The organism is Oryzobacter faecalis (genome assembly GCF_046764005.1).
Classification (GTDB): Bacteria; Actinomycetota; Actinomycetes; order Actinomycetales; family Dermatophilaceae; genus Oryzobacter; species Oryzobacter faecalis.
In genome coordinates this window covers 103,166-125,805 of record NZ_JBKOFW010000007.1, presented here as the reverse complement: position 1 = coordinate 125,805, position 22,640 = coordinate 103,166, and the positions used below count along the sequence as shown (strand labels likewise).

The following is a 22,640-nucleotide window of genomic DNA, read 5'->3' as shown; positions in this document are numbered from 1 at the left end:
GCCGCCAGCGACCGACCCGGCACCCCCGCACCACGGGCCACCCCACCCGACCGGTTCAGCCACCTCGAGTACGCGCTCGAGCACCTCCTCGGACCCGACCTGACCACCCTGCCCGCCCGGACCCGCCGCACCACGAACGGGCGCGCAGGCCGAGTCAGCGTCATCCGCCCCGCCGACACCATCACCGTCCTCGACCCGCACCGGCGCTGTCGGCGCACCACGAGTCCCGGCAGGCGCCACGTCCCCGACGAACCACCCTTCTGACGGGGACCGGCCGAGCCGAGGAGGCTCAGCGGCGCTTGAGCAGCTCCTCGGCGATCTGGACCGCGTTGAGCGCGGCGCCCTTGCGCAGGTTGTCCCCGACGACGAACAGGTTGAGGCCCTTGCCGTCGGGAGCCGCCTGGTCACGGCGGACCCGGCCGACGAACACCTCGTCGCGACCCGTCGCCTGCAACGGGTTCGGCACGTCCGTGACGACGACCCCGGGCGCCTTCGCGAGGAGGGCGAGGGCCTGCTCGGGGTCGATGTCGTCGGCGAACTCGGCGTGGATCGCGAGCGAGTGACCGCTGAACACCGGCACACGCACGCACGTGCCCGAGACCCGGAGGTCAGGGACGTGGAGGATCTTGCGCGACTCGTTGCGCAGCTTCTGCTCCTCGTCGGTCTCGAGCGAGCCGTCGTCGACGATCGACCCGGCGAGCGGGACGACGTTGAACCCGACCGGCACGGCGTACACCTGCGGCGCCGGCAGGGCGAGGGCCGACCCGTCGAGGGCGAGCTCCTTCGGGTCGCCGGCCGCGTAGCCGCCGCGCAGCTGGGAGTCGAGCTCGGTGAGGCCCACGCCACCGGAGCCGGACACCGCCTGGTAGCTGCTCACGTGCAGCCGCACGAGACCGGCCGCGTCGTGCAGCGGCTTGAGGACCGGCATCGCGGCCATCGTCGTGCAGTTGGGGTTCGCGACGATGCCCTTGGGGATGTCGTCGAGGTCGTCGGCGTTCACCTCGGACACCACGAGCGGCACCTCGGGGTCCTTGCGCCACGCGCTGCTGTTGTCGACGACCGTCGCGCCCGCCGCGGCGACCCGCGGCGCCCACTCCTTCGAGGTCGAGCCACCGTTGGAGAACAGCGCGACGTCCAGGCCGGAGAAGTCGGCCGTCGCCGTGTCCTCGACGACGACGTCCTCGCCCTTCCACGGCAGCGTGCTGCCCGCGGATCGCGCTGACGCGAAGTAGCGGATCTCGTCGACCGGGAAGCCCCGCTCGTCGAGGAGGGTGCGCATGACGGTGCCGACCTGTCCGGTGGCCCCGAAGACTCCGACTCGCATGGCCCCAGTCTAGGAGCCGGTCGCAGGGGCGGCGTCCACGCTCACCATCCGGGCCGTCCCCACCCGACGGGCCCGCCGGCGACGACGGGACTGCGAGTTCTCGCAACCCGGGTGGCGCCGCGGACACAGGACTCGCACAGTTGGACGCGTCGTGCCCCACCGGCGTGTCCGGGGGATCCGCGGCCAGCCGTCGGATGCGGTGGGCCCCTCGGGGGAGCCCACCGCTGCTGCACCGACGGCCCGCGGCACGGACGCGTCGGACCGGAGGGGTCGATGTGTCCGTGCCGCGGCGGCGCCACCGCCCGCGCGGCCTCCAGCGGCGCGCTCCCCCGCCACCCCCGCGCGCCCGGGCCCACTACTCTTGGGCCCGCAACCTGCGGCGATGGGCCGCGGAACGACGACGGGAGAGCGGACGCGTGGCGGGCGTCGACGAGGGACGGACGACGAGGTCGGGAGGGGCCGCCTTCTTCGACGAGGTCCACGGACGCATCGCCGCCGGCGACCGGGCCTTCCACCTGATCGGCACGGGGGCCGCGACCACCGAGCACGTCAACCGTCTCCCCGAGGTCACCCACCGCCGCGTCTGGAGCACCTCGGACAACCCGTCGATCGGCAGCATGCGCCGCGGCCACCGGATGACCGCCGACGCCGTCGCCCAGGGAGTGGACTGCCGGGGACTCATCTCCCCCGCCGGGCTGCGCGTGAGGCTGCTGCCCTCGATGTACCACCTCGAGGGCGCCCCCGGCCGCGTGACCCCCCTCGCCGGAGCGCTGCTGCTCGCCGACGACGTCCTCCTCGTGCGCGGGCGGCGCGCGGGGCCCCAGGGACCCGACTACTGGCGCACCGAGGACGCCGAGGTCGTGCGAGCGGCGGCCGAGACCTTCCTCGGGCTGTGGGAGCGGGCCACACCGGTCGAGGACGTCGCGCTCCTCCCCCTCCTCGACGCCCGGTCCCTCGAGGTCGCGTTCGCGATGATGGACGGGGACACCGACGCCGAGATCGCCGCCCGCCTCGGGATCGGCGCACGGACCGTGCAGGTCGCCGTCCGCCGCGTCGTCGACTGGTGTGGTGCGCGCAACCGCACCCACGCCGTCGCCCTCATGGCCGGGAGCGACGCGTGAGCCCCGCCGGCGGCCCGGACGACGGCGAGGAGGCCCGCGCCTTCTTCACCTGGGTCCACGAGCTCGTCGCTGCCGGAGACCCCCGGCTGCGGGCCCTCGGCGCGGTCGAGACGGCCTACGCCACCGCGGCCGCCGCCGTGGCCCAGCGGGTCCGGCACAGCGTGTGGCACATGACCCTCGTGCCGTCCTGGACCCAGGTCGGCGTCGCACGGCCCTTCGCCGAGCTGCGACACCGCCCGGCGATGGACCTGCGCTACCTCACCTCCGGGCGGGCGCTGACCCGCCTGCCGCTGCTGGCGAGCCACCACCACCCTTACCTGCGGGTCGGTCACGTCGTCGACAGCATGCTCGTCGTCGACGGCGCCCGGATCTTCGTCGGCGAGCCGCACAGCGTCACGCCGGTGACCTCGGTCTGGGAGTCGACCGACGGGCGCGTCGTCGCCGCCGCGGTCCGCGTCTTCGACGCCGCCTGGCGCTCGGCCGAACCGGCCATCGCGCCCGGCGAGGACCCGCCGTTCACGCGCCGGATGGTGCAGGTCGCCTTCCACCTCACCGCCGGTGCGAGCGACCGCGAGATCGCCCGGGCGCTCGGGGTCTCGGTCCGCACCGTCTCCGCGGAGGTCGCCGAGATCGTCCGCCGCCTCGGCGCCCGCAGCCGCACCCACGCCATCGGGCTCATCACCGGCGCCGCCTACTGACGCCCCGGCCAGCGGGTCAGGCGTGACCGGGTCCTCGGTGCTGGCCGACCTTCGGCCTCCGGAACCGCCAGAGCACCCGCTCGAGCCGCCAGCGCAGCCCGCGGTGGGGGCCGGGGTCGAGGGCCTCGTCGAGCCGTCGGAGGAGCTCGGCTCCTCGCGCGGTCAGCGCGGGCTGCCGGTGGACCGCGTCGCGCGACACGAGCCATCGGTACCCGACCCCGCGCTCGGCGAGGTCGACGGCGTAGGCGCCTCGCCGCCTGGACTCCTCGTCGCGGTCCTGGCTCGCACGTGGCCGCCGGAGACCGGGCCGGGTGGACGTGACGGCGTCGCGCTCCAGCTCACGGCGTTCGTGCCGCCGCAGGACGCGCAGCGGGACGAACAGCGGGTAGATCGCCGTGAGGACGAGGCCGAGGACGAGCGCCGTGACGACGATCGCCACCAGCCACGTCTCCGCAGCCTCCCCGGGCGGGACGTCGAAGCCACGCCACAGGACCACGTTCGCCACCAGGAGGTACATCCCTCCGTAGAGCACGGCCCACGAGGCCGCGACCGCCAGCGGGTCGGCCAGCACCCCGTACACCCACTCGGGCGCGGGGTCCTCGGCCCCGGCGTCGACCGAGGCCGCGTCCTCGGCCTCCGGTCCACCACCGGCGACCCTGCGCCCGATGGGGCGGAGCAGGTCACCGAAGAGGAAGGCGGCCGCGGCTCCGACGACGAGGGCGGCGAGGCTCAGCCAGGTGATCCAGCCGCGCGCCCGGAGCAGCTCCTCCTGGACCCACTCGGCGCTCAGCCGCGAGATCCCCCAGGCGAGGAAGACGGGCAGGGCGACCACGACCAGCGGCAGGCCGACCGACGGCAGCGAACGCCACACCGCCGTCGCCCGCCGTCGCGCGCCGACCCGCAGCCGGTCGAGCGCCTTGAGGTCCTGGGTGTCCGTCGGGGGCAGCCCGCGGCGCTCGCCGAGGCGGCCGAGGGCGTCCCAGACGCTGCCGTGCGAGGCCGGGAGGCTGCCGAGGAGGAACAGGCCGAGCACGAGTCCCGCCATCGCCGTGAGGGTGACGGCACCGCGGGTCGCCGACACCGCGCCCTCGGGAGCCGTGCCGTCCCCGGCCGTGCCGTCGGGCAGGGCGTAGGCGTAGGTGAGCAGCGGCACGATCGGACTGATGAGCACGAGCCCGTGCAGCACGGTCCCGGTGCGCAGCGCCCCGAACGCGAAGGCCGCCAGCAGGCACGAGATGCCGATGAGCGACGCGGGGCCGGACCAGGACTCCGGCAGGGCGCCGAGCAGCGAGGCGACGAGCAGGACGGCGCCGAGGGCGAGCCCGAGCATCGCGAGGGTCCGCGGGACGACGCTGCGCGAGGTCAGCCCGACGACCAGCCAGTGCACGACGAGCATCCCGCCCCGCAGCACCTTGGTCACCGGGCGGACCGCCGCCAGACCGGAGGCCGGGGAGTCGAGCACCGAGGTCGTCACCGTCCCCGCCGTCGACGCGCTCCGGATGACCAGGTCGCTCGACGCCTCGACGGCGAGGTCCTCCCGCCCCACCCCGGCCCGGTCGAAGGCGGTGAGGAGTCGGACGCGGTCCTGGGCCGACACCGGTCGGTCCTCACCGAGGGCCCGGTCCAACCGGGTCAGGAGCGGCCGCTCCGCCTCGAGCATCGCCTTGCCCCGCGACCGGGGGCTGGCCCCCTCGACGTCGTCCTGGCGCACGGCGGCGGCCAGGGCCGACACCTCCTGGGGGATGAGGTCGAGCTGGCGTGCCCACGCGAAGAGCGCGGCGAGCGAGGGCATCGTGGCCGGGAGCTCCTCGCGCGGCACCGCGACGGTGAAGGCGGTGGTGAGCTCGCGGAGCGCCTCCTGCCGGTGGTACGCGAAGCGGGCGTCACCATCGAGGGGGCTCCCCGGGAAGAGCGTCACCACGAGCTCGTCGAGGGTCTGCTGCGCGAGCGCGGCCGGTGAGGAGCCGCTGTCCAGGTACCCGGCGAGCACGGCGGTGCGACGCACCCGCGCCGGGTCGAGCACCGTGCGGCACAGCGCCGACGCCGCGTCCAGCCGGCCCCATGTCCAGTCGTTGACGCGCCACGACCGCTTGAGGAAGCCCCCGAACCGGTTGACCGACCACCCGCCGAGCTTCTCGTCACCCGTGCGGCTGTACGTCGCGAACGCGTTCTCGGTCTGCGCCGAGACCTGGACCAGCTCGACGGGGATGGTCAGGCCGCTGGGTGTGCCGTCGCCGAGGGTGACGCTCGCGACCTCCAGGTGCAGGAGGGTCGTCAGGAGCCGGTCCGCCGACTCGAGCCGGTCGGTCGGGGCCAGCAGGTCGCGCCACCGCTCGAGCTGCTGGCGGACACCCAGGCTCTGCTGGAGGGGCGACTGGGCGGCGTCGTACCGACAGTACGTGCGAAGGATCGGCAGCACGTCGAGCAGGCAGGTGATGACGGTGTCCACGCACTGACGCACGGTCGCCCCGACCTCCCCCGCACTCCCCCGCAGGACGAGGTCGGCGGCTCGCTGTCGCCGCCGCTCGGCCTCCGCGACGTCCTCCTCCCCCGCCGCGTGCCCGCGCAGACGGTCGCGCTCCGCGTCGAGCACCCGCGTGAGGGCCGCGCGCACCGGCTGGTCCTCGCCCCCCGCCATCCACCGTGCGTACGCGCTCAGCCGCAGCCTCCAGTAGTTCCGGTCGGGCCGCATCGTGACCAGCGGGTCGAGGAGCCACACCGCGTCCATGTCCGTGCGGGACTGGTGCAGCGTCCGCAGCGTCGTCGACACCGTCCTCCGTGCGGCGACGATCGTGGCCCGGGCCTCGCTCGTCCTCCCCGGCTCGTCCTCGGGGACGACCCAGGCGAGGTCACGCAGGATCTCGTTGACGGCGTCGGCGAGCCCGATGGCCGTCGTGTGCCCCCACGCCCAGACGTCGTTCCGCTCCGGGTCCGTCCGGGTCGGGAACCGGGCCGGCACGTAGGGCAGCCCCCGGGCGGACTGGCCCACGACCTCCACGCCCTCGACCTGGGCCACCTCCGCCTCGGCACGGACCCGCTCGACGTCCCACGGCTCGCGGTCCCACCCGACCGTCAGGGGTCCGGCGTCCAGCAGCCACCCGGCCAGCGTCCGCGAGGCCTGGCTGCGACGCAGCCACCGGTAGTGGGTGAACAGGCTGCCCGCGATCCGCTCCAGCTCGTCCGCGCCGTCCCGCTCGTCCCGCTCGTCCCGCTCGTCCCGCTCGTCCCGCGAGGTGACGCGGTCGAGGATCTCGCTGCGCGTGCCACGGCGGGCGGAGGCGTGCAGGTTGTGTGCCGACACCTCCTCGACGAAGGTCCGGCTGCCCTGGGCGGACAGCGCCCCCAGCACGCCCGCGAGCGTCTTCGTGAGGGTCGGCGCCGCCAGCCGGTCGTCCGCCGGGACCTCGGCGGGGGCGGGGGCGTGGGGGTAGACGAGCAGCATGACCCGGCGCACGGGCCCGTCGGCGGGCATCCTCTGCATCGCCTCGAGGGCCTGGCGGGTCGGGGTGTTCGCGAGCACGCCACCGTCGACGACGAAGCGCGAGCAGTCCCGCCCCCGGTCGGCCCACTCCCTCGCTCGTGCCCCGAGATCGGGGAGCCGCGCCTCGGGCCGCCCGACGGGCGCCGGGGCGTTGACGGGCACGTAGCTCGGTTCGAAGGCGACGGGGAAGCTGGACGAGCTGCGCGCCGCGAGGGCGAGCTCGGCCGCGGTGACCTGGATGTGGGACGCGTCGAACGGGTCCCGGTGCCCGGACCCGTCGGCGGACCGGGTCCACCGGAACGACGCACTGTGCACCGCCTGGGGCAGCCGCTGCCCGAGGGCGTCGACGGTGACCTTCTGCGTGGGGTTGAGCAGCGTCGTCATCATCGTGAGGTCCATCGGGGCCCGGTCCGCCGGCACGATCTCGTTCGGCCAGGCCAGGCGGGCCATCGCCGCGGTCAGGGCGGGGAGGAAGTGCTCGTCGCCCTTGAGCAGGGAGGCCGGCGAGCCCGACACGGGCTGGCGGAGCAGGGCCTCGATGCGTCCCTGCTCCGCCCAGACGTCCCGGAGCTGGGACAGGTCCGCGAGCTCGTTGACCTGGGCGAGGGCCAGGGCCGCCCCGTTGACCCCGCCCGCAGACGTCCCGCTGACGATGTCGACCCGCGCCGAGCACCCGGTCATGGCGAGGAGCAGGTCGTAGACGGGGACCTCTCGTCGCCGGGCCTTCGCCAGCTGGTCCAGCTCGAGGGCGACCCCGCCCATCCACACGGCGAGCGACACCCCGCCGTTGAGGACGACCGCGAAGCGGACCTCCTCGGGTGGCACCGCACTCAGGTCGTGTCCGAGGAGACCGGTCGTCTCCGCGTTCGCCGGGCCGTCACCCATGACCGCACCTCCGACTCAGGGGGCTCCTCATGGTTCACCCGTGCCGAGCCCCTCGGCAAGGAGGAGCAGGTCAGCGCACCGCTGATACGCCGACGGTGCGCGTCAGAACCCGAGCCGGCCGAGCTGCTTGGGGTCGCGCTGCCAGTCCTTGGCGACCTTGACGTGGAGGTCGAGGTGCACCCGCTGGCCGAGCAGCGCCTCGATGCCGTGGCGCGCGTTCGTCCCGACCTCGCGCAGGCGGGACCCGCCGCGCCCGATGACGATCGCCTTCTGGCTGTCGCGCTCGACGAAGACGTTGACCCGCACGTCGAGGAGCGGCTTGTCGGGTGGGCGGCCCTCGCGCGGGACCATCTCCTCGACGACGACCGCGAGGCTGTGCGGCAGCTCGTCGCGGACGCCCTCCAGCGCGGCCTCGCGGACCAGCTCGGCGATCATCACCGCCTCCGGCTCGTCGGTGAGCTGGCCGTCCGGGTAGAGCGGGCCGGGCGAGGGCGGCAGGTGTCCCGAGAGGACGTCGGCCACCTCCTCGACCTGGTCCCCGCGGGTCGCGGAGCAGGGGATGATGTCGGCCCAGTCGCCGAGCTGGTCCAGGGCGATGAGGTGCTCGGCCAGCCGCTCGCGGTCGACCGTGTCGGACTTCGTCGCGATGGCGACCACCGGCGTGCGCTTGCCCCGCCCGAGCTCGGCGAGCTCGGCGGCGATGAACCGGTCGCCGGGGCCGATCCGCTGGTCGGCCGGGACGCAGAACCCGATGACGTCGACCTCGAGCAGCGTCTCGCGGACGAGGTCGTTGAGGCGCTCCCCCAGCAGCGTGCGCGGCTTGTGCAGGCCGGGGGTGTCGACGAGGACGAGCTGGCTCGACGCGGTGGTGACGATGCCCCGGATCGTGTGCCGCGTCGTCTGCGGCTTGCTCGACGTGATGGCGACCTTCTGCCCGACGAGCGCGTTCGTCAGCGTCGACTTGCCCGCGTTCGGACGCCCGATGAGGCACGCGAACCCGGCGACGAACCCGTCCGGCCCGACCCCCGTCATCCGACCCTCTCCTCGACCTCGGCGGGCTCGACCGTCACCGGCTCGACCCGCTCGACGATGACGGTGGCGATGCGGTGCCGCCGTCCCGACATCCGCTCGGCGGTGAGCCGCAGGCCGGCGACCTCGCAGGTCGACCCGAGGATCGGTACCCGTCCGATCGTCTTGCCGATGAGGCCACCGACGGTGTCGACGGCGTCCTCGTCGAGGTCGACGTCGAACAGCTCGGCGAGGTCGTCGACGTGCATCGTCGCCGCGACCCGGACGCGCCCGTCGCCGAGGTCCTCGACCTCGGGTGCCTCGCGGTCGTACTCGTCGGTGATCTCGCCGACGATCTCCTCGAGGATGTCCTCGATCGTCACCAGGCCCGCGGTGCCGCCGTACTCGTCGACGACGACGGCGAAGTGGGTCTGGTCCAGCTGCATCTCGCGGAGCAGGTCGTCGACCGGCTTGCTCTCGGGGACGAACGGCATCGGGCGCATGACCTCGGTGACGGGCACCGAGCCGGCCTTCGGGTCGGCGTTGGTGCGCCGGATGACGTCCTTGAGGTAGAGCAGCCCCACGACGTCGTCGACGTCGCGCCCGAGCACCGGGATCCGCGAGAACCCCGAGCGCAGGAACAGGCTCATCGCCTGGCGGCACACGCGGTCCTCGTCGATGGCGACCATGTCGGTGCGCGGCACCATGACCTCTCGGGTGATCGTGTCGCCGAGCTCGAAGACGGAGTGGAGCATCTCCCGCTCGTCGGCCTCGATGAGCGCGGAGTCGCGGGCGAGGTCGACGAGGTCGCGCAGCTCGGCCTCGCTCTCGAAGGGCCCGTCACGGAACCCCTTGCCCGGGGTGATGGCGTTGGCGATGGCGATGAGCAGCCGCGAGAACGGCCCGAGGACGCGGCGCACCCACACCGTCGTCGGTGCCGCCGCCAGCGCGACCCGCGTGCTGTGCTGGACGCCGAGCGTCCCGGGCGAGACCCCGACGACGGCGAACGAGATCAGCGCCATGATCCCGATGGCGACGAGGAAGCCCTGGACGGTGCCGTCGACGAAGTCGGTGACGGCGAGGGTGACCATCACCGCGACCGTCGACTCGGCGATGACGCGCACGAACGAGAGCACCGACAGGTAGGCCGCGGTGTCGCCCACGACCCGCACGAGGGCGCGAGCGCCGGGGCGCCCCTCCTCGAGCAGCTCGTGGGCGCGGGTGCGCGACATCCGCTGGAAGGCGGCCTCGGCCGTGGAGATGACGAAGGCGACGAGGGTGGCGACCACCGCGGCGGTGACGAGTCCGGTCATGGGGAGTCCTGGCGCGCGGTCAGGCCGTGGGCCGGCCGCGGGTGGCGAGGAAGGTGAGCAGCAGCTGGCGCTGCAGCTCGAACATCTCCTTCTCCTCGTCGGGCTCGGCGTGGTCGAAGCCGAGGAGGTGGAGGATGCCGTGCGTCGTGAGCAGCAAGAGCTCCTCCTCGGTGGCGTGCCCGGCCTCGCGGGCCTGCCTCGCCGCGACCGTGGGGCACAGGACGATGTCGCCGAGCATGCCCTCCTGCGGCTCGACCCCGTCGCGGCCCGGGCGCAGCTCGTCCATGGGGAAGCTCATGACGTCGGTGGGCCCGGGCAGGTCCATCCACTGCACGTGCAGGGTCTCCATCGCGGCCTCGTCGACGAGCCGGATGCACAGCTCGGCCTGCGGGTGGACCCGCATCTGCTCGAGGACGTAGCGCGAGATGTTGACGAGCTCGAGCTCGTCGAGCACGACGTCGGTCTCGTTGAGGACGTCGATGCTCACCGCTGCGGTCCCTTCCGGTCCGGCTTCGGACCGCGGGTGTGCTGCGTGTCGTCCCACCGGCCGTACGCCTCGACGATCGCCCCGACGAGGCGGTGGCGCACGACGTCGAACGCCGTGAGCTCGGCGAAGTGGACGTCCTCGAGGTCGGTGAGGATGTCGCGGACGACCCGCAGCCCGCTGTGGGTGCCGCCGGGCAGGTCGACCTGGGTGACGTCGCCGGTGACGACCATCTTCGAGCCGAACCCGAGGCGGGTGAGGAACATCTTCATCTGCTCGGGCGAGGTGTTCTGCGCCTCATCGAGGATGATGAACGCATCATTGAGCGTCCTGCCCCTCATGTACGCCAGCGGGGCGACCTCGATCGTGCCGGCCGCCATGAGGCGCGGGATCGACTCGGGGTCGACCATGTCGTGCAGCGCGTCGTAGAGCGGACGCAGGTAGGGGTCGATCTTGTCGTTGAGGGTGCCGGGGAGGAAGCCGAGCCGCTCCCCCGCCTCGACGGCCGGGCGGGTGAGGATGATCCGGTTGACCTGCTTGGCCTGCAGGGCCGCGACCGCCTTGGCCATCGCGAGGTAGGTCTTGCCGGTTCCCGCGGGACCGATGCCGAACACGACGGTGTTCGCGTCGATGGCGTCGACGTAGCGCTTCTGCCCCAGCGTCTTCGGACGGATCGTGCGACCCCGGTTGCTGACGATGTTCATCGTCAGCACGTCGGCGGGGCGCTCGACGGTCTGTGCGCGCAGCATCTGGATCGAGCGCTCGACGGCGTCGCGGTTGAGCGGCTGGCCCGCGTCGATGACGTCGAGCAGCTCGTCGATGAGCCGTTCGACGAGCGCGACGTCGGCGCTGGGTCCCGAGATGTGGAACTCGTTGCCCCGGACGTGGATCTGCACGTGCGGGAACTGCCGCTCCATGGTGCGGAGCATCTCGTCGCGCGGACCGAGGAGCGTCACCATCTGGACGTCGGGCGGGACGACGACGGTGTGCTGGGGGACGTGGGGATGGCTCGGCCCGGGCTGCGCGTCGGCGCTCCCGGGCTGGTCGGTATGGGCGTCACTCATCGTGGGACGAGTCTACGAGGCCGCACCGACGCACGGCACACGAGAACGCCTCGACCACGCGCCGGGTCAGCCCGGGGGCCAGGTGAGGTCGCGCCCGCCGATGACGTGGAGGTGGGCGTGGAAGACGCTCTGCTGGGCCGCGGCACCGGTGTTCGCGACGAGCCGGTAGCCCGGGACGCCCTCCCGGTCGGCGACTGCGGCGGCGAGGCCCACGAGGTCGGCGAGCTCGTCGGCGCTCGTCGCGGCGAGCGCCGCCAGGTCCGGGACGTGACGACGCGGGACGACGAGGACGTGGGTGGGTGCCGCCGGCTCGATGTCGCGGAACGCCAGGGAGTGCTCGGTCTCGCCGACCACGGTCGCGGGGATCCCGCCGGCGACGATCCGGCAGAAGAGGCAGTCCTCGGCAGGCGTGTCGCTCATGCCCCGAACCTACCGGTCCGCGTCGTTGCCGGGCGGGCCGTCACGCTGGACGATGGCGGGGTGCACGAGGTGGCGGACTGGCGGCTGCTCGAGGTGCGGGACGGCCTCCTCGAGGTCAGCGACGTCGGCGCCGGCGAGCCGGTCGTGGTCGTGCCGACGGCGCTCACCGCCGACGAGCTCGTCCCCCTCGCACGACGGCTCGCGGCCGGCGGCGGGCACCGTGTCGTGACGTACCACCGACGCGGCTACGCCGGCAGCAGCCCGCCCCTCCACCCCAGCTCGGTCGGCGCCGACGCCGCCGACCTCGCCGCCCTCCTCGAGGCCCTCGGCGCAGCGCCCGCCCACGTCGTCGGGGCGTCGTACTCCGGCGCCGTGGCGCTCGAGCTCGCCCTGACCCGCCCCGAGCTGGTCCTCGGCCTCGTCCTCGCCGAGCCGCCGCCCGTGTTCGTGCCGGCGGCACCCGACTTCCGCGCGGCCTGCCTCGACCTCGTCGCCGCGCACCGTGCCTCCCCCGAGGCGGCCCTGGAGCGGATCGGCACCCTCACCGGCGGGCCGGCGTGGCGCGCGGACCTCGAGCACGTCCTGCCGGGGGCGGTCGCCGACCTCGAGCGCGACGCCCCCACCTTCTTCGAGGCCGACCTGCCGGCCCTGCTCGCATGGGACTTCACCGAGGACGACGCCCGCGAGATCGCGGTACCCGTGCTCCACGTCGGTGGCAGCGCGAGCGGGCCGTGGTTCCGGGAGGTCCGCGAGCACGTCACCGCATGGTTCCCCGGGGCCGAGGGCGTCGTCGTCGAGGGCGCCGGCCACACCCTCGCCGTCACGCACACCGACGAGGTCGCGGGCGCCATCGCCTCCTTCCTCGCGCGCCACGCGACGACGCCGACCGCCTGAGAGCCGCCTCAGCGCGCCGGTCGTGTCAACCGAACCGGTGGGCTGCGCGTCCTCCTGACGTGACAATGGCGACCATGGGCGAGCTGGGCGTGCCGCGCTCCGCCGAGGAGGCGGTGACGGAGCTGTACGCCTCGCACTGGCAGCCGCTCGTGCGCGTCGCGTGGCTGCTCCTCCACGACGCCGCCGAGGCCGAGGAGGTCGTCCAGGACGCGTTCGTCGCGCTGCACGGGCACTGGGGCGGCCTGCGCGACCGCGGCGCCGCGGCGGCGTACCTGCGGCGGGCCGTCCTCAACGCCTCCCGCTCCGCCCTTCGCCACCGCGGCGTCGAGGAGCGCTGGGCGGCCTCCGTGCGCGGCGGCCCCGACGACCCCGCCCGGCGCACCTCGACGAGCGCGGAGGACGCCGCCGTGGCCGGGCTGTCGCGCGAGGAGCTGCTGCGTGCGCTGGCCACCCTGCCCGTGCGCCAGCGCGAGGTCCTCGTCCTGCGCTACTACCTCGACCTCGGGGAGGCGCAGATCGCCGAGGCGCTGGACATCTCACCCGGATCGGTCAAGACGCACGCGAGCCGGGGCCTGGCGGCCCTGCGCGCGGGGACGGGACGGACATGAACGACGACGACCGCACCGCCGAGGCCCTGCGGGTCGCCCTCGACGAGCGCGCCGAGCTCGTCGAGCCCGGCGACCGCCTCGCCGAGATCCTCGCGCGCACCGCTCCCTCCCACACGGCCGGAACCCGGTGGTGGATGCCGCTCGCCGCGGCGGCCGCGGTGCTCGCCGTCGTCGCCGGCGTCTGGTTCGGCCTCCCGGACCGCCGCGACGGCGTCCCCGCGGGCACCGAGTCGCCGCGACCGACGGCCAGCGCCACCAGCCCCGCGCCCTCGCCGACCGCACCGTCGCCCTCGCCGACCCCCTCGTCGTCGGCAAGTACCCCCGTCGGGCAGCCGGCCGCCCTCCCGGTGTACTACCCCGCCGCCATCGGGGACGAGGCACGGATGGTGCGCCTGTACCGCGAGTGGCTCACGGCACCCGGCGTCACCCGGGACTCCGACGAGCGCACCCGCGCGCGGGCCGCCGTCGCGCTGGCGATGGGGTCGGTCCCCGTCGGCACCGACGGCTACCTCGGGCTGTGGGACGGCGTCGACCTCGTCGACCTCGCCGTGACGACGACGGGCATCACCGTCACCCTGTCCGGTCCCGGGCCCTCGACCTTCCCGACGGACACCGAGCGCGTCGGGGTCCAGCAGCTCGTCTGGACGGCCCAGGCGGCCGTCGGCCGCGGCAACCTGCCGGTGCGCTTCGTGCTCGCCGACGGGTCGGTGGCCCTGTTCGGGAGCCAGCCGGTCGACCGCACGTACGGCCGCCCGGCCTCGCGCGAGGAGTACCACGAGGACCTCGCCCCGATCTGGGTCACCGCCCCGACGCGTGGGCAGGTCCTCACCGCGGGCCGCTCCGTCACCGTCACGGGCGAGGCGTGCGTCTTCGAGGCGACCGTCTCCTGGCAGCTCCTGCGCGGCGGTGCGGTCGTCGACGAGGGGTTCGTCACCGCCACGGCGGGCGCCCCGGACCGCGGCACCTGGCAGGTCCCGCTGGGCACCCTGGACCCCGGGGACTACGCCGTCCGGGTGTTCGAGCTCAGCGCCGAGGACGGGACGACGGTCTCGGCGGAGACGACGATGCCGTTCACGGTCCGCTGAGGGCGGGGAGGTGCCCCGGCGCGCTCAGCGCCAGCGGGCGGCGGCGCTGAGGACCGCGAGCGCCGCGGGGCCCGCGCTCGACGAGCGCAGCACCGTGCCCCCGAGCCGGACCGCCGTGGCCCCGGCGGCGACGAGCGCGTCGAGCTCGTCGGGGGCGATGCCGCCCTCGGGCCCGACGACGACGAGCACGTCACCCTCGCCCGGCAGCTCGACGCCGGCGAGGGGGGTCGTGGCGTCCTCGTGGAGGACGAGGGTCGCGGCGGCTGCGGGGACCCGGCGCACGAGGTCGGCGGTGCTCGAGGTGGGGCCCAGCACCGGACGACGGGTCCGCCGCGACTGCTTCGTCGCGGCGACGAGGACGGCCTCCCACTTGCGCCGGGCCTTCTCGCCGCGCTCGCCGCGCCACTGGACGACGCTGCGGGAGGCCTGCCACGGGACGACCTCGTCGACGCCGAGCTCGGTCGCGGCCTCGACCGCCTGGTCGTCGCGGTCGTTCTTCGCGAGCGCCTGGACGAGGACGAGGCGCGGGCTGGGCTCCGGGTCGGTGGCGACGGAGACCACCCGCAGGTCGAGGGTGTCGCGCCCGACCGCGACGACCTCGCCCTCGACGCGCAGCCCGGCGCCGTCGGTGAGGAGGAGGTGCTCCCCCACCCGCGTGCGGCGCACGGTCACGGCGTGCCGCCCCTCCGGCCCGTCGAGGACGACGGTCGACCCCGGCCCGCGGCCCGAGAGGGCCTCGTGACGGACGAGGTGGAGGGGCAGCGTCATCGCGGGGAGTCCTCGCGGGCGGGTCAGCGGGCCTTGAAGGCGTCGCGGAGCTTGCCGAACAGACCGCCGTCGGCGGGGTTGGTGACCCGGCCCTCCGGTCGCTCCTCGCCGCGGAGCCTGGCGAGCCGGCGCAGCAGCTCCTCCTGCTCGTCGTCGAGCCGCGTGGGGGTCTGGACCATCGTGTGGACGATGACGTCGCCGCGCCCGGTCCCGCGCAGGTGCGTGACGCCGAGCCCGCGCAGTGTGATGGTGTCGCCCGACTGCGCCCCACGCCGGACGTCGAGGTCCTGGGGCCCGTCGAAGGTGTCCATGACGAGGGTCGCGCCGAGGGCGGCGGCCGTCATCGGGACCTCGATCGTCGCGTGGAGGTCGTCGCCGCGGCGCTGGAACACCGGGTGCCGGTTGACGGCGACCTCGACGTAGAGGTCGCCCGCAGGACCGGCGCCGGGGCCGACCTCGCCCTCGCCGGCGAGCTGGATGCGGGTGCCGGTGTCGACGCCCGCCGGCACCTTGAGGGTGAGCGTGCGGCGCGTGCGGACCCGCCCGTCGCCCGAGCAGTCGTAGCAGGGGTCGGTGATGATCTGGCCGAAGCCCTGGCAGGTCATGCACGGGCGGGTCGTCATCACCTGGCCGAGGAAGCTGCGCTGGACCTGCTGGACCTCGCCGCGACCGGCGCAGACGTCGCACGTGCGCATCGAGGTGCCGGGGCGCATCCCGTCGCCGTGGCAGGTCGCGCACCCGACGGCCGTCTCGATGGTCAGCTCCTTCTCGGCGCCGAACACGGCGTCGCCGAGGTCGATGTCGAGGCGGACGAGGGCGTCCTGGCCGCGTGCGGTGCGCGAGCGCGGGCCGCGCCCGCCCGTGCCCTGGCCGAAGAAGGCGTCCATGATGTCGCTGAACGAGAATCCCTGGCCGAAGCCGGCGGCCCCGGCGGCGTAGGGGTCGGAGCCCATGTCGTAGGCGCGGCGCTTCTCGGCGTCGGAGAGCACGTCGTAGGCCTGGGAGACCTTCTTGAACTGCTCCTCGGCCTCCGGGCCCGGGTTGACGTCGGGGTGCAGGCGGCGCGCGGCCTTGCGGTAGGCGCGCTTGACGTCCTCCGGGCTCGCGTCACGGGCGACGCCGAGGTCGGCGTAGTAGTCGTTCACGGGTGGGCAGTCCTCCGGACGTGGTCTGGGGCGGGGCGGGCGGCGGGTGGGCGGGTCACTCGGCGAGGATCCGCGAGACGTACGTGGCGACGGCCCGCACCGCGGCCATCGTCGTGGGGTAGTCCATGCGGGTCGGCCCGACGACGCCCAGACCCGCGACGAGGTCACTGCCGGCGCCGTAGCCCGACGTCACCATCGACGTCGCGTGCAGCCCCGCGTAGGGGTTCTCGTGACCGATGCGGACGGCGACGCCCTCGCCGTGCTCGGCGACCGTGCCGAGCAGCTTGAGGAGGACGACGTGCTCCTCGAGGGCCTCGAGCACCGGCCCGAGGTTGGTCGTGAAGTCGGGGCCCACCCGGGCGAGGTTCGCGGTGCCGGCGAGGACGACGCGCTCCTCGCGCTCCTCGACGAGGGAGTCCTGCAGGGCCGTGACGATGGCGCGGACGAGGCCGCCGAGCGCCGGGTCGAGCCGGTCGGGGACGGCGGCCAGCTCGGCAGACGCCTCGGCGAGGGTGCGCCCCCCGGTGGCGCGGTTGACCTCGGAGCGCAGCGTCGTCAGGGACCGCTCGCCCTCGGGCGTCAGGAGGTCGGTAGCGACCTCGATGACCCGCTGCTCGACGCGACCGGTCGTCGTGATGAGGACGACGAGGAGGCGGCGCTCGCCGATCGGGACGAGCTCGACGTGGCGCACCGAGCTGCGTGAGAGCGAGGGGTACTGGACGACGGCGACCTGGCGGGTCAGCGACGCGAGGAGGCGCACCGTGCGGTCGACGACGTCGTCGAGGTCGACGGCACCCTCGAGGAACTGGCTGATCGCCCGCTGCTCGGCGGCCGTCATCGGCTTGATGGCCGAGAGCCGGTCGACGAAGAGGCGGTAGCCCGCGTCCGTGGGGACCCGGCCGGCACTCGTGTGCGGCGCCGCGATGAGGCCCTCCTCCTCGAGGACGGCCATGTCGTTGCGCACGGTGGCGGCCGAGACCCCGAGGTGGTGGCGCTCGAGGAGGGCCTTGGAGCCGACGGGCTCGGAGGTCTGGACGTAGTCCTGGACGATGGCGCGCAGCACGCGCAGGCGGCGGTCCTCGGTCATGGGGTCCTCACCTCCGGCGTCCTCGGGTACGGGTCTGGCACTCTCGCACAACGAGTGCCAATTCTACGGGGTGCCCGGGGTGCGGGGCGAACCGCGGCGGCGTGCCGGTCCGCAGCGGCAGGCCCGGCGGGCTAGCCTCGCCGCCGTGGCGGACAGGTATGGGTCGGACGTGCTCGGTGGCGACTGGCGGGCGCCCAGACGGGGCCGGTCGGTGGAGCTGGCCGCGGAGCGGGGCACCGTCGTCGAGGACGTCGAGACCGGCTGGGTGGGCGCGGTCGTCCGCGTCGAGAAGGCCGGCGGCGTCCACGTCGTCCACCTCGAGGACCGCCGCGGCCGGACGAAGGGGTTCCGCCTCGGGCCGGGCTTCCTCGTCGACGGCTCCCCCGTCACCCTCACCCCGCCGAAGGCCGCGGCGCAGGCCCGCCTCGACGCGGCTCGGGCGGCGTCGGCCCGCACGGCGAGCGGGTCGGTGGCCGTGACCGGGCAGCGGGCCCGCGTCGCCGGCGGGTCGCGGATCTTCGTCGAGGGCAGGCACGACGCCGAGCTCGTCGAGAGGGTGTGGGGCGACGACCTGCGCGTGGAGGGGGTCGTCGTCGAGATGCTCGACGGCGTCGACGACCTGGCGGGGGCCATCCGCGACTTCGCCCCGGGGCCGGGGCGTCGGATGGGCGTGCTCGTCGACCACCTCGTCCCCGGCTCGAAGGAGACGCGCGTCGTCGAGGAGGCCCGGCGGCTGCAGCCGTGGGCGCCGCACGTCCTCGTCGTCGGTCACCCGTACGTCGACGTGTGGCAGTCGGTGCGGCCCGCCCGCCTCGGGATGGACGCATGGCCCGTCATCCCGCGCGGGACGTCGTGGAAGCACGGGATCTGCGCGCACCTCGGCTGGCCGCACGCGACGCAGGCCGACATCGCGGGCGCCTGGCGCCGCATCCTGGGGTCGGTGCGCTCGTGGACCGACCTCGAGCCCGAGCTCCTCGGCCGGGTCGAGGAGCTCATCGACTTCGTCACCGCTCCTGCCCCCGGGTGACGGCTCGTCGGGGTCGCCCCTGACGCGACCCCGAGACCGACCCCGGCGCGCCCCCGGAACGGGACCCCCTGGGGCACCCCACGGTGTTGGATGGGACACAGACCGCCCCACGGAGGAGCACCCGATGAGTGACACCACCCCTCGCCCCGACGAGACCACCGACCCGACACCGGACCGGGCGCCGGACCCGACACCGGCCGACCCCACCCCCCCGCCGGCCCCCGAGGCCCCGCCGACCCCCGAGGCCCCGCCGGCCCCCGAGGCGGCCGCCGCGGCACCGGAGTACCCCCAGCCCTACCCGCCGCAGGTGCCCCCGCCCGGCTACGCCCAGCAGCCCCCGCCCGGCTACCAGGCGCAGCCGGCCTACACGCCGCAGCCGCAGGCTCCGCTGAGCCCGGCCGACGAGCGCACGTGGGGCATGCTCAGCCACGTCGTCGGCGGGGCCGCGATGATCCTGTCCGGCGGCTTCCTCGGCTTCGTCGGCTCGCTCGTCATCTACCTCATGTACAAGGACCGCGGCCCGTTCGTCCGGGCGCACGCGGCGAACTCCCTGAACGTCCAGATCACCGCGGCCATCGGCTTCCTCATCGGCTGGGTGCTCGTCTTCGTCCTCATCGGGTTCGCCATCCTGCCGCTCGTGTTCATCTGGGCCGTCGTCATGCACATCATCGGCGCGGTCAAGGCGAACAACGGCGAGTGGTGGACCCCGCCGCTGACCCCGCGGTTCATCAAGTGACCCGCTAGACCCCGAGGAGGCGTCGCACCACGGCGTCGGCGAGCAGCCGGCCCCGGCGCGTGAGGACGACCCTCCGGTCGCGAACGGCCGCACGGCCGTCGACCAGCCCGTCACCGACGAGGCCGGCGACGGCCGTGCGGCCGTCGCCGTCGAGGACGTCGAGCGGCAGGCCCTCGCGCAGGCGTACCCCGAGCAGGACGTCCTCGTCGTGGCGCTGCTCGCCGGTGAGCGTCTCGCGGCCGGCGGCCGGGGACCGGCCCTCGGCGAGCGCCGCCGCGTAGGTGCGGGGGTGCTTGACGTTCCACCAGCGCACACCGCCGACGTGGCTGTGCGCGCCCGGGCCGACGCCCCACCACGGGTCGCCGCGCCAGTAGCCCTCGTTGTGCCGGCAGCGGGCGGAGTCGTCGCGGGCCCAGTTGCTCACCTCGTACCAGTCGTACCCGGCGGCGCCGAGCACCTCGTCGGCGAGCTCGTACTTGTCGGCCTCGTCGTCGCCGTCCGGCACCGGCAGCTCACCCCGGCGCACTTGGGCGGCCATCCGGGTGCCCTCCTCGACGACGAGGGCGTAGGCCGAGACGTGGTCGGGCTGCAGCGCCACGGCCGCCTCGAGGCTGGCGCGCCAGTCGTCCAGCGACTCCCCCGGCGTCCCGTAGATGAGGTCGACGCTCGTCGCGAGGCCGGCCGCCCGGGCCCCCTCGACGGCCACCGCGACCCGCGCCGGGTCGTGGGTGCGGTCGAGGGTGCGCAGGACGTGCGGGACGACCGACTGCATCCCGATGCTGACCCGCGTGAACCCGCCGGCCGCCAGGGTCCCGAGGTCGGCCGCGGTGACCGAGTCGGGGTTGGCCTCCGTGGTGACCTCGGCGTCGTCGACGAGGCCGAACCGGTCGCGGACCCCTTCGACGAGGCGGACGAGGTCCCCGGCCGGCAGGAGGGTGGGGGTGCCGCCGCCGACGAAGACGGTGTGGACCGGGCCCGCGCCCGGGCCGAGGACACGGGCGGCGAGGTCGAGCTCGGTGAGGGCGGTCGAGGCGAAGTCGTCGGTCGAGGCACCGGGTCCCAGCTCACCGAGGGTGTAGGTGTTGAAGTCGCAGTACCCGCACCGGACCGAGCAGAACGGCACGTGGAGGTAGACGCCCAGCCGCGCACCCCCGAGACCGGCGAGCGCCTCGGCGGGCAGCTCACCGGACGCGGGCGCGGGGTCGCCGTCGGGCAGTCGGGGCACGACGCCCATTCTCCCCCGGGCGGTCACCAGCCCGTCATCGACCCGTCCCGCCGCCGACCTACGATGACGGGGTGACCGACCGCTGGATCGAGCTCGACGGCCTCGTCAACATGCGCGACCTCGGCGGCCTGCCGACGGCCGACGGCGGCGTCGTGGCGACCGGGCGGCTCATCCGGTCCGACAACCTCCAGGACCTCACCGAGGCCGACGTCACCCGCCTCGTCGACGAGCTCGGCGTCACCGACGTCGTCGACCTGCGCACCGAGACCGAGCTGCACCTCGAGGGCCCGGGGCCGCTGCGGCGCGTGGAGGCCCTGACCCACCACCACCACTCCCTCATCGAGGAGCGGCGGCCGAGCGAGTCGACCGATGAGGTCGGCGCCCGCGCCCTGCCGTGGCGTGACGACGACCCGGTGCGCGACGCCGCGTTCTGGGCCGACCACTACCTGCGCTACCTCGCCCGCCGCCCCGAGGCGGTCTCCGCGGCGCTCGAGGTCGTGGCCGCGGCCGACGGCGCCGTCGTCGTGCACTGCGCAGCGGGCAAGGACCGCACCGGCACCGTCGTGGCGCTGGCGCTGGACGTCGCGGGGGTGCCGCGCGAGGAGATCGTCGCCGACTACGTCCTCACCGCCGAACGGCTCGAGCGGATCATCGACCGGCTCAGCGTGCGCGAGTCCTACGGCGAGGCGCTGGCCAGGCAGAAGCCGGAGGACCAGCTCCCCCGGGCGGAGGCGATCGAGGCGATCCTGCGCGCCGTCGACGAGCGCTGGGGCGGCGCGGCGGGCTTCCTGCGCGAGCAGGGCTGGTCCGACGCCGACGTCGAGCGCCTGCGCGAGCGGCTCACGCGCTGACGTCCTCCCGCACCGCGTGCTCGTCCATCGAGGACTCGGGCAGCGGGCGCCGGAAGCCGCGGCTCACCCAGAGCAGCCACAGGGCACCGACGGCGAGCCAGGCCAGGCCGACGAGGAGCGTGGCCCCCGAGAGCGAGGTCCACAGCCACACCGTCAGTGCCACGCCCACCAGCGGCAGGACCAGCGAGAGCAGCACCGCCCGGGGTCCGCGCTCCTTCTCGTCGACCCAGTAGTGCTTGACCACCGCGACGTTGACGGCGGTGAAGGCGATGAGCGCGCCGAAGCTGATGAGGGAGGCGAGGGTCGCCAGGTCGAGGACGAGGACGAGCAGGCTCGCGACCGTGACGACGAGCACCGACACCGCGGGGGTGCGCCGCCGCTCCCAGACGCGACCGAGCACGCGCGGCAGCACGCCGTCGCGGCCCATGGAGAACAGGATCCGGCACACCGAGGCCTGGGAGGTCAGCGCCGAGCCGAACGCACCGGCGACGTAGGCGGCGGTGAAGAACGCCGACAGGCCGGTCCCGCCCACCTCGGTCATGACGTCCACCGCCGCCGCGTCCGCGTCCGGGAACGTCGTCGCGGGCACGGCCACCTGCGCGAGCCACGACAGGAGGACGAAGAGCACACCGCCGAGCACGGTGACGAGCAGGATCGCGCGCGGGATGTCGACGCGCGGCCGGCGCGCCTCCTCCGCCATCGTCGACACGGCGTCGAAGCCGAGGAAGGACAGGCACAGCACCGCCGCGCCCGCGAGCACCGGGGCGAGCCCGGCGACCGAGCCGTCACCGGCGAACGGCGCGGCGAGGGAGACGTCCGCTCCGGCGAGCCCGCGGACCGCCAGCAGGACGAAGACGACGACGAAGACCACCTGCGCCGCGACGATGACGGTGCTCGCCCGGGCGATCGAGGTGATGCCGAGGAGGTTGAGCACGGTGACGAGGGCCAGGGACACGAGCACCCACGCCCACAGCGGCACGCCCGGCACGGCGGCATTGAGGTAGATGCCGATGACGAGGTGGTTGATCATCGGCAGGAACAGGTAGTCGAGCAGCAGGGCCCAGCCGGTGAGAAAGCCCGCCGGGGCGCCGAACGTGCGGCGGGTGTACGTGTAGGCCGACCCGGCGACCGGGTGGGCGCGGACCATCCGCGCGTAGGACACGGCCGTCACCGCCATCGCGGCGAGCGTGAACAGGTAGGCGAGCGCCACCCGGCCACCCGTCGTCTCGGTGACGATGCCGTACGTCGTGAACACCGTGAGCGGGACGAGGTAGGCCAGGCCGAACAGCGTCAGCCCGCCGAGGCCGAGGGCGCGGCGCAGGGCGGTGTGGTCGGTGGCGGTGGGGTCGCCGGCGGTGGGGTCGGTGGCTGGGGTGGTCGTGGCCACGGCGCGTCCTCTCGGTCGTCGGAAGGGGT

The 22,640-nt window shown here is 74.6% G+C and carries 21 protein-coding genes; 9 read left to right on the top strand and 12 right to left on the bottom strand.

Going from position 1 to position 22,640, the window contains the following annotated elements:
• Positions 1 to 264, top strand: a 264-nt coding sequence (locus ACK8HX_RS14210; protein WP_411941369.1) for a hypothetical protein, incomplete at its 5' end; no start/stop codon positions are given.
• Positions 265 to 289: 25 nt separating this feature from the next.
• Here ACK8HX_RS14210 and ACK8HX_RS14205 read toward each other — a convergent pair.
• Complete coding sequence (locus ACK8HX_RS14205) at positions 290 to 1,324, bottom strand: aspartate-semialdehyde dehydrogenase (protein ID WP_411941368.1); 1,035 nt, start codon at positions 1,322 to 1,324, stop codon at positions 290 to 292.
• Positions 1,325 to 1,740: 416 nt separating this feature from the next.
• Here ACK8HX_RS14205 and ACK8HX_RS14200 point away from each other — a divergent pair, with 416 nt between their 5' ends.
• On the top strand, positions 1,741 to 2,445 hold the full coding sequence (locus ACK8HX_RS14200; RefSeq protein WP_411941367.1) for a helix-turn-helix transcriptional regulator: 705 nt from the start codon (positions 1,741 to 1,743) through the stop codon (positions 2,443 to 2,445).
• Entirely contained in the window at positions 2,442 to 3,143 is a 702-nt protein-coding gene (locus ACK8HX_RS14195; protein WP_411941366.1) for a helix-turn-helix transcriptional regulator, read from the top strand. Before ACK8HX_RS14200 ends, ACK8HX_RS14195 begins: the two co-directional genes overlap by 4 nt.
• Before the next feature lie 16 nt (positions 3,144 to 3,159).
• Here ACK8HX_RS14195 and ACK8HX_RS14190 read toward each other — a convergent pair whose 3' ends face one another.
• The 6 genes from ACK8HX_RS14190 to ACK8HX_RS14165 all read right to left on the bottom strand — a co-directional run bounded on the left by ACK8HX_RS14190 (position 3,160) and on the right by ACK8HX_RS14165 (position 11,798).
• Positions 3,160 to 7,509, bottom strand: coding sequence for a patatin-like protein (locus ACK8HX_RS14190; RefSeq protein WP_411941365.1), 4,350 nt, complete (start codon positions 7,507 to 7,509; stop codon positions 3,160 to 3,162).
• A 102-nt stretch (positions 7,510 to 7,611) separates the two neighbouring features.
• Complete coding sequence (gene era, locus ACK8HX_RS14185) at positions 7,612 to 8,541, bottom strand: GTPase Era (protein WP_411941364.1); 930 nt, start codon at positions 8,539 to 8,541, stop codon at positions 7,612 to 7,614.
• Entirely contained in the window at positions 8,538 to 9,830 is a 1,293-nt protein-coding gene (locus tag ACK8HX_RS14180; RefSeq protein WP_411941363.1) for a hemolysin family protein, read from the bottom strand. Before ACK8HX_RS14180 ends, era begins: the two co-directional genes overlap by 4 nt.
• A 19-nt stretch (positions 9,831 to 9,849) precedes the next feature.
• On the bottom strand, positions 9,850 to 10,317 hold the full coding sequence (ybeY, locus tag ACK8HX_RS14175) for an rRNA maturation RNase YbeY (RefSeq protein ID WP_411941362.1): 468 nt from the start codon (positions 10,315 to 10,317) through the stop codon (positions 9,850 to 9,852).
• Positions 10,314 to 11,378, bottom strand: a complete 1,065-nt coding sequence (locus ACK8HX_RS14170) for a PhoH family protein (protein WP_411941361.1) — start codon at positions 11,376 to 11,378, stop codon at positions 10,314 to 10,316. Before ACK8HX_RS14170 ends, ybeY begins: the two co-directional genes overlap by 4 nt.
• A 66-nt stretch (positions 11,379 to 11,444) precedes the next feature.
• Positions 11,445 to 11,798, bottom strand: coding sequence for a histidine triad nucleotide-binding protein (locus ACK8HX_RS14165; RefSeq protein ID WP_411941360.1), 354 nt, complete (start codon positions 11,796 to 11,798; stop codon positions 11,445 to 11,447).
• 60 nt (positions 11,799 to 11,858) lie between these two features.
• Here ACK8HX_RS14165 and ACK8HX_RS14160 point away from each other — a divergent pair, with 60 nt between their 5' ends.
• From ACK8HX_RS14160 to ACK8HX_RS14150, 3 genes are all read left to right on the top strand, one after another.
• Complete coding sequence (locus ACK8HX_RS14160; protein ID WP_411941359.1) at positions 11,859 to 12,692, top strand: alpha/beta fold hydrolase; 834 nt, start codon at positions 11,859 to 11,861, stop codon at positions 12,690 to 12,692.
• 74 nt (positions 12,693 to 12,766) lie between these two features.
• Positions 12,767 to 13,300 carry a SigE family RNA polymerase sigma factor gene (locus ACK8HX_RS14155; RefSeq protein WP_411941358.1) on the top strand — a complete coding sequence of 178 codons (534 nt, stop codon included), beginning with the start codon at positions 12,767 to 12,769 and terminating at the stop codon, positions 13,298 to 13,300.
• On the top strand, positions 13,297 to 14,385 hold the full coding sequence (locus ACK8HX_RS14150) for a Gmad2 immunoglobulin-like domain-containing protein (RefSeq protein WP_411941357.1): 1,089 nt from the start codon (positions 13,297 to 13,299) through the stop codon (positions 14,383 to 14,385). Before ACK8HX_RS14155 ends, ACK8HX_RS14150 begins: the two co-directional genes overlap by 4 nt.
• Positions 14,386 to 14,409: 24 nt before the next feature.
• Here ACK8HX_RS14150 and ACK8HX_RS14145 read toward each other — a convergent pair whose 3' ends face one another.
• The 3 genes from ACK8HX_RS14145 to hrcA are packed head-to-tail and all read right to left on the bottom strand — an operon-like array spanning position 14,410 to position 17,385.
• Positions 14,410 to 15,153 carry a 16S rRNA (uracil(1498)-N(3))-methyltransferase gene (locus ACK8HX_RS14145; protein ID WP_411941356.1) on the bottom strand — a complete coding sequence of 248 codons (744 nt, stop codon included), beginning with the start codon at positions 15,151 to 15,153 and terminating at the stop codon, positions 14,410 to 14,412.
• 23 nt (positions 15,154 to 15,176) lie between these two features.
• On the bottom strand, positions 15,177 to 16,298 hold the full coding sequence (dnaJ, locus tag ACK8HX_RS14140; protein WP_411941355.1) for a molecular chaperone DnaJ: 1,122 nt from the start codon (positions 16,296 to 16,298) through the stop codon (positions 15,177 to 15,179).
• 55 nt (positions 16,299 to 16,353) lie between these two features.
• The gene (hrcA, locus tag ACK8HX_RS14135; protein WP_411941354.1) at positions 16,354 to 17,385 is read right to left on the bottom strand and encodes a heat-inducible transcriptional repressor HrcA; all 1,032 of its coding nucleotides are present in this window, start codon (positions 17,383 to 17,385) and stop codon (positions 16,354 to 16,356) included.
• Positions 17,386 to 17,530: 145 nt separating this feature from the next.
• On the opposite strand from hrcA, the gene ACK8HX_RS14130 reads away from it, so the two are divergent.
• Together ACK8HX_RS14130 and ACK8HX_RS14125 are read left to right on the top strand one after the other, a co-directional pair.
• Positions 17,531 to 18,412, top strand: a complete 882-nt coding sequence (locus ACK8HX_RS14130; protein ID WP_411941353.1) for a DUF3097 domain-containing protein — start codon at positions 17,531 to 17,533, stop codon at positions 18,410 to 18,412.
• 124 nt (positions 18,413 to 18,536) lie between these two features.
• A complete protein-coding gene (locus tag ACK8HX_RS14125) occupies positions 18,537 to 19,148 on the top strand; it encodes a DUF4870 domain-containing protein (RefSeq protein ID WP_411941352.1) in 612 nt (203 codons plus the stop codon).
• A gap of 4 nt (positions 19,149 to 19,152) precedes the next feature.
• On the opposite strand, the gene hemW is transcribed toward ACK8HX_RS14125, so the two are convergent.
• Positions 19,153 to 20,382, bottom strand: coding sequence for a radical SAM family heme chaperone HemW (gene hemW / locus ACK8HX_RS14120; protein WP_411941375.1), 1,230 nt, complete (start codon positions 20,380 to 20,382; stop codon positions 19,153 to 19,155).
• Between the two features lie 62 nt (positions 20,383 to 20,444).
• On the opposite strand from hemW, the gene ACK8HX_RS14115 reads away from it, so the two are divergent.
• Positions 20,445 to 21,224 (top strand): tyrosine-protein phosphatase, encoded by a 780-nt coding sequence (locus ACK8HX_RS14115; RefSeq protein ID WP_411941351.1) that lies wholly within the window; start codon positions 20,445 to 20,447, stop codon positions 21,222 to 21,224.
• Here ACK8HX_RS14115 and ACK8HX_RS14110 read toward each other — a convergent pair.
• Positions 21,214 to 22,611, bottom strand: coding sequence for an APC family permease (locus ACK8HX_RS14110; protein WP_411941350.1), 1,398 nt, complete (start codon positions 22,609 to 22,611; stop codon positions 21,214 to 21,216). The genes ACK8HX_RS14115 and ACK8HX_RS14110 overlap by 11 nt on opposite strands.
• Between the last annotated feature and the right edge of the window lie 29 nt (positions 22,612 to 22,640).

Bases quoted from the DNA above. Each gene is read 5' to 3' on its own strand.
- ACK8HX_RS14150 (WP_411941357.1), top strand. From the start codon at position 13,297: ATGAACGACGACGACCGCACCGCCGAGGCCCTGCGGGTCGCCCTCGAC.
- ACK8HX_RS14205 (WP_411941368.1), bottom strand. From the start codon at position 1,324: ATGCGAGTCGGAGTCTTCGGGGCCACCGGACAGGTCGGCACCGTCATG.
- ACK8HX_RS14180 (WP_411941363.1), bottom strand. From the start codon at position 9,830: ATGACCGGACTCGTCACCGCCGCGGTGGTCGCCACCCTCGTCGCCTTC.
- hrcA (WP_411941354.1), bottom strand. From the start codon at position 17,385: ATGACCGAGGACCGCCGCCTGCGCGTGCTGCGCGCCATCGTCCAGGAC.
- ACK8HX_RS14125 (WP_411941352.1), top strand. From the start codon at position 18,537: ATGAGTGACACCACCCCTCGCCCCGACGAGACCACCGACCCGACACCG.
- hemW (WP_411941375.1), bottom strand. From the start codon at position 20,382: ATGGGCGTCGTGCCCCGACTGCCCGACGGCGACCCCGCGCCCGCGTCC.
- ACK8HX_RS14190 (WP_411941365.1), bottom strand. From the start codon at position 7,509: ATGGGTGACGGCCCGGCGAACGCGGAGACGACCGGTCTCCTCGGACAC.
- ACK8HX_RS14155 (WP_411941358.1), top strand. From the start codon at position 12,767: ATGGGCGAGCTGGGCGTGCCGCGCTCCGCCGAGGAGGCGGTGACGGAG.
- ACK8HX_RS14165 (WP_411941360.1), bottom strand. From the start codon at position 11,798: ATGAGCGACACGCCTGCCGAGGACTGCCTCTTCTGCCGGATCGTCGCC.
- ACK8HX_RS14145 (WP_411941356.1), bottom strand. From the start codon at position 15,153: ATGACGCTGCCCCTCCACCTCGTCCGTCACGAGGCCCTCTCGGGCCGC.
- era (WP_411941364.1), bottom strand. From the start codon at position 8,541: ATGACGGGGGTCGGGCCGGACGGGTTCGTCGCCGGGTTCGCGTGCCTC.
- ACK8HX_RS14170 (WP_411941361.1), bottom strand. From the start codon at position 11,378: ATGAGTGACGCCCATACCGACCAGCCCGGGAGCGCCGACGCGCAGCCC.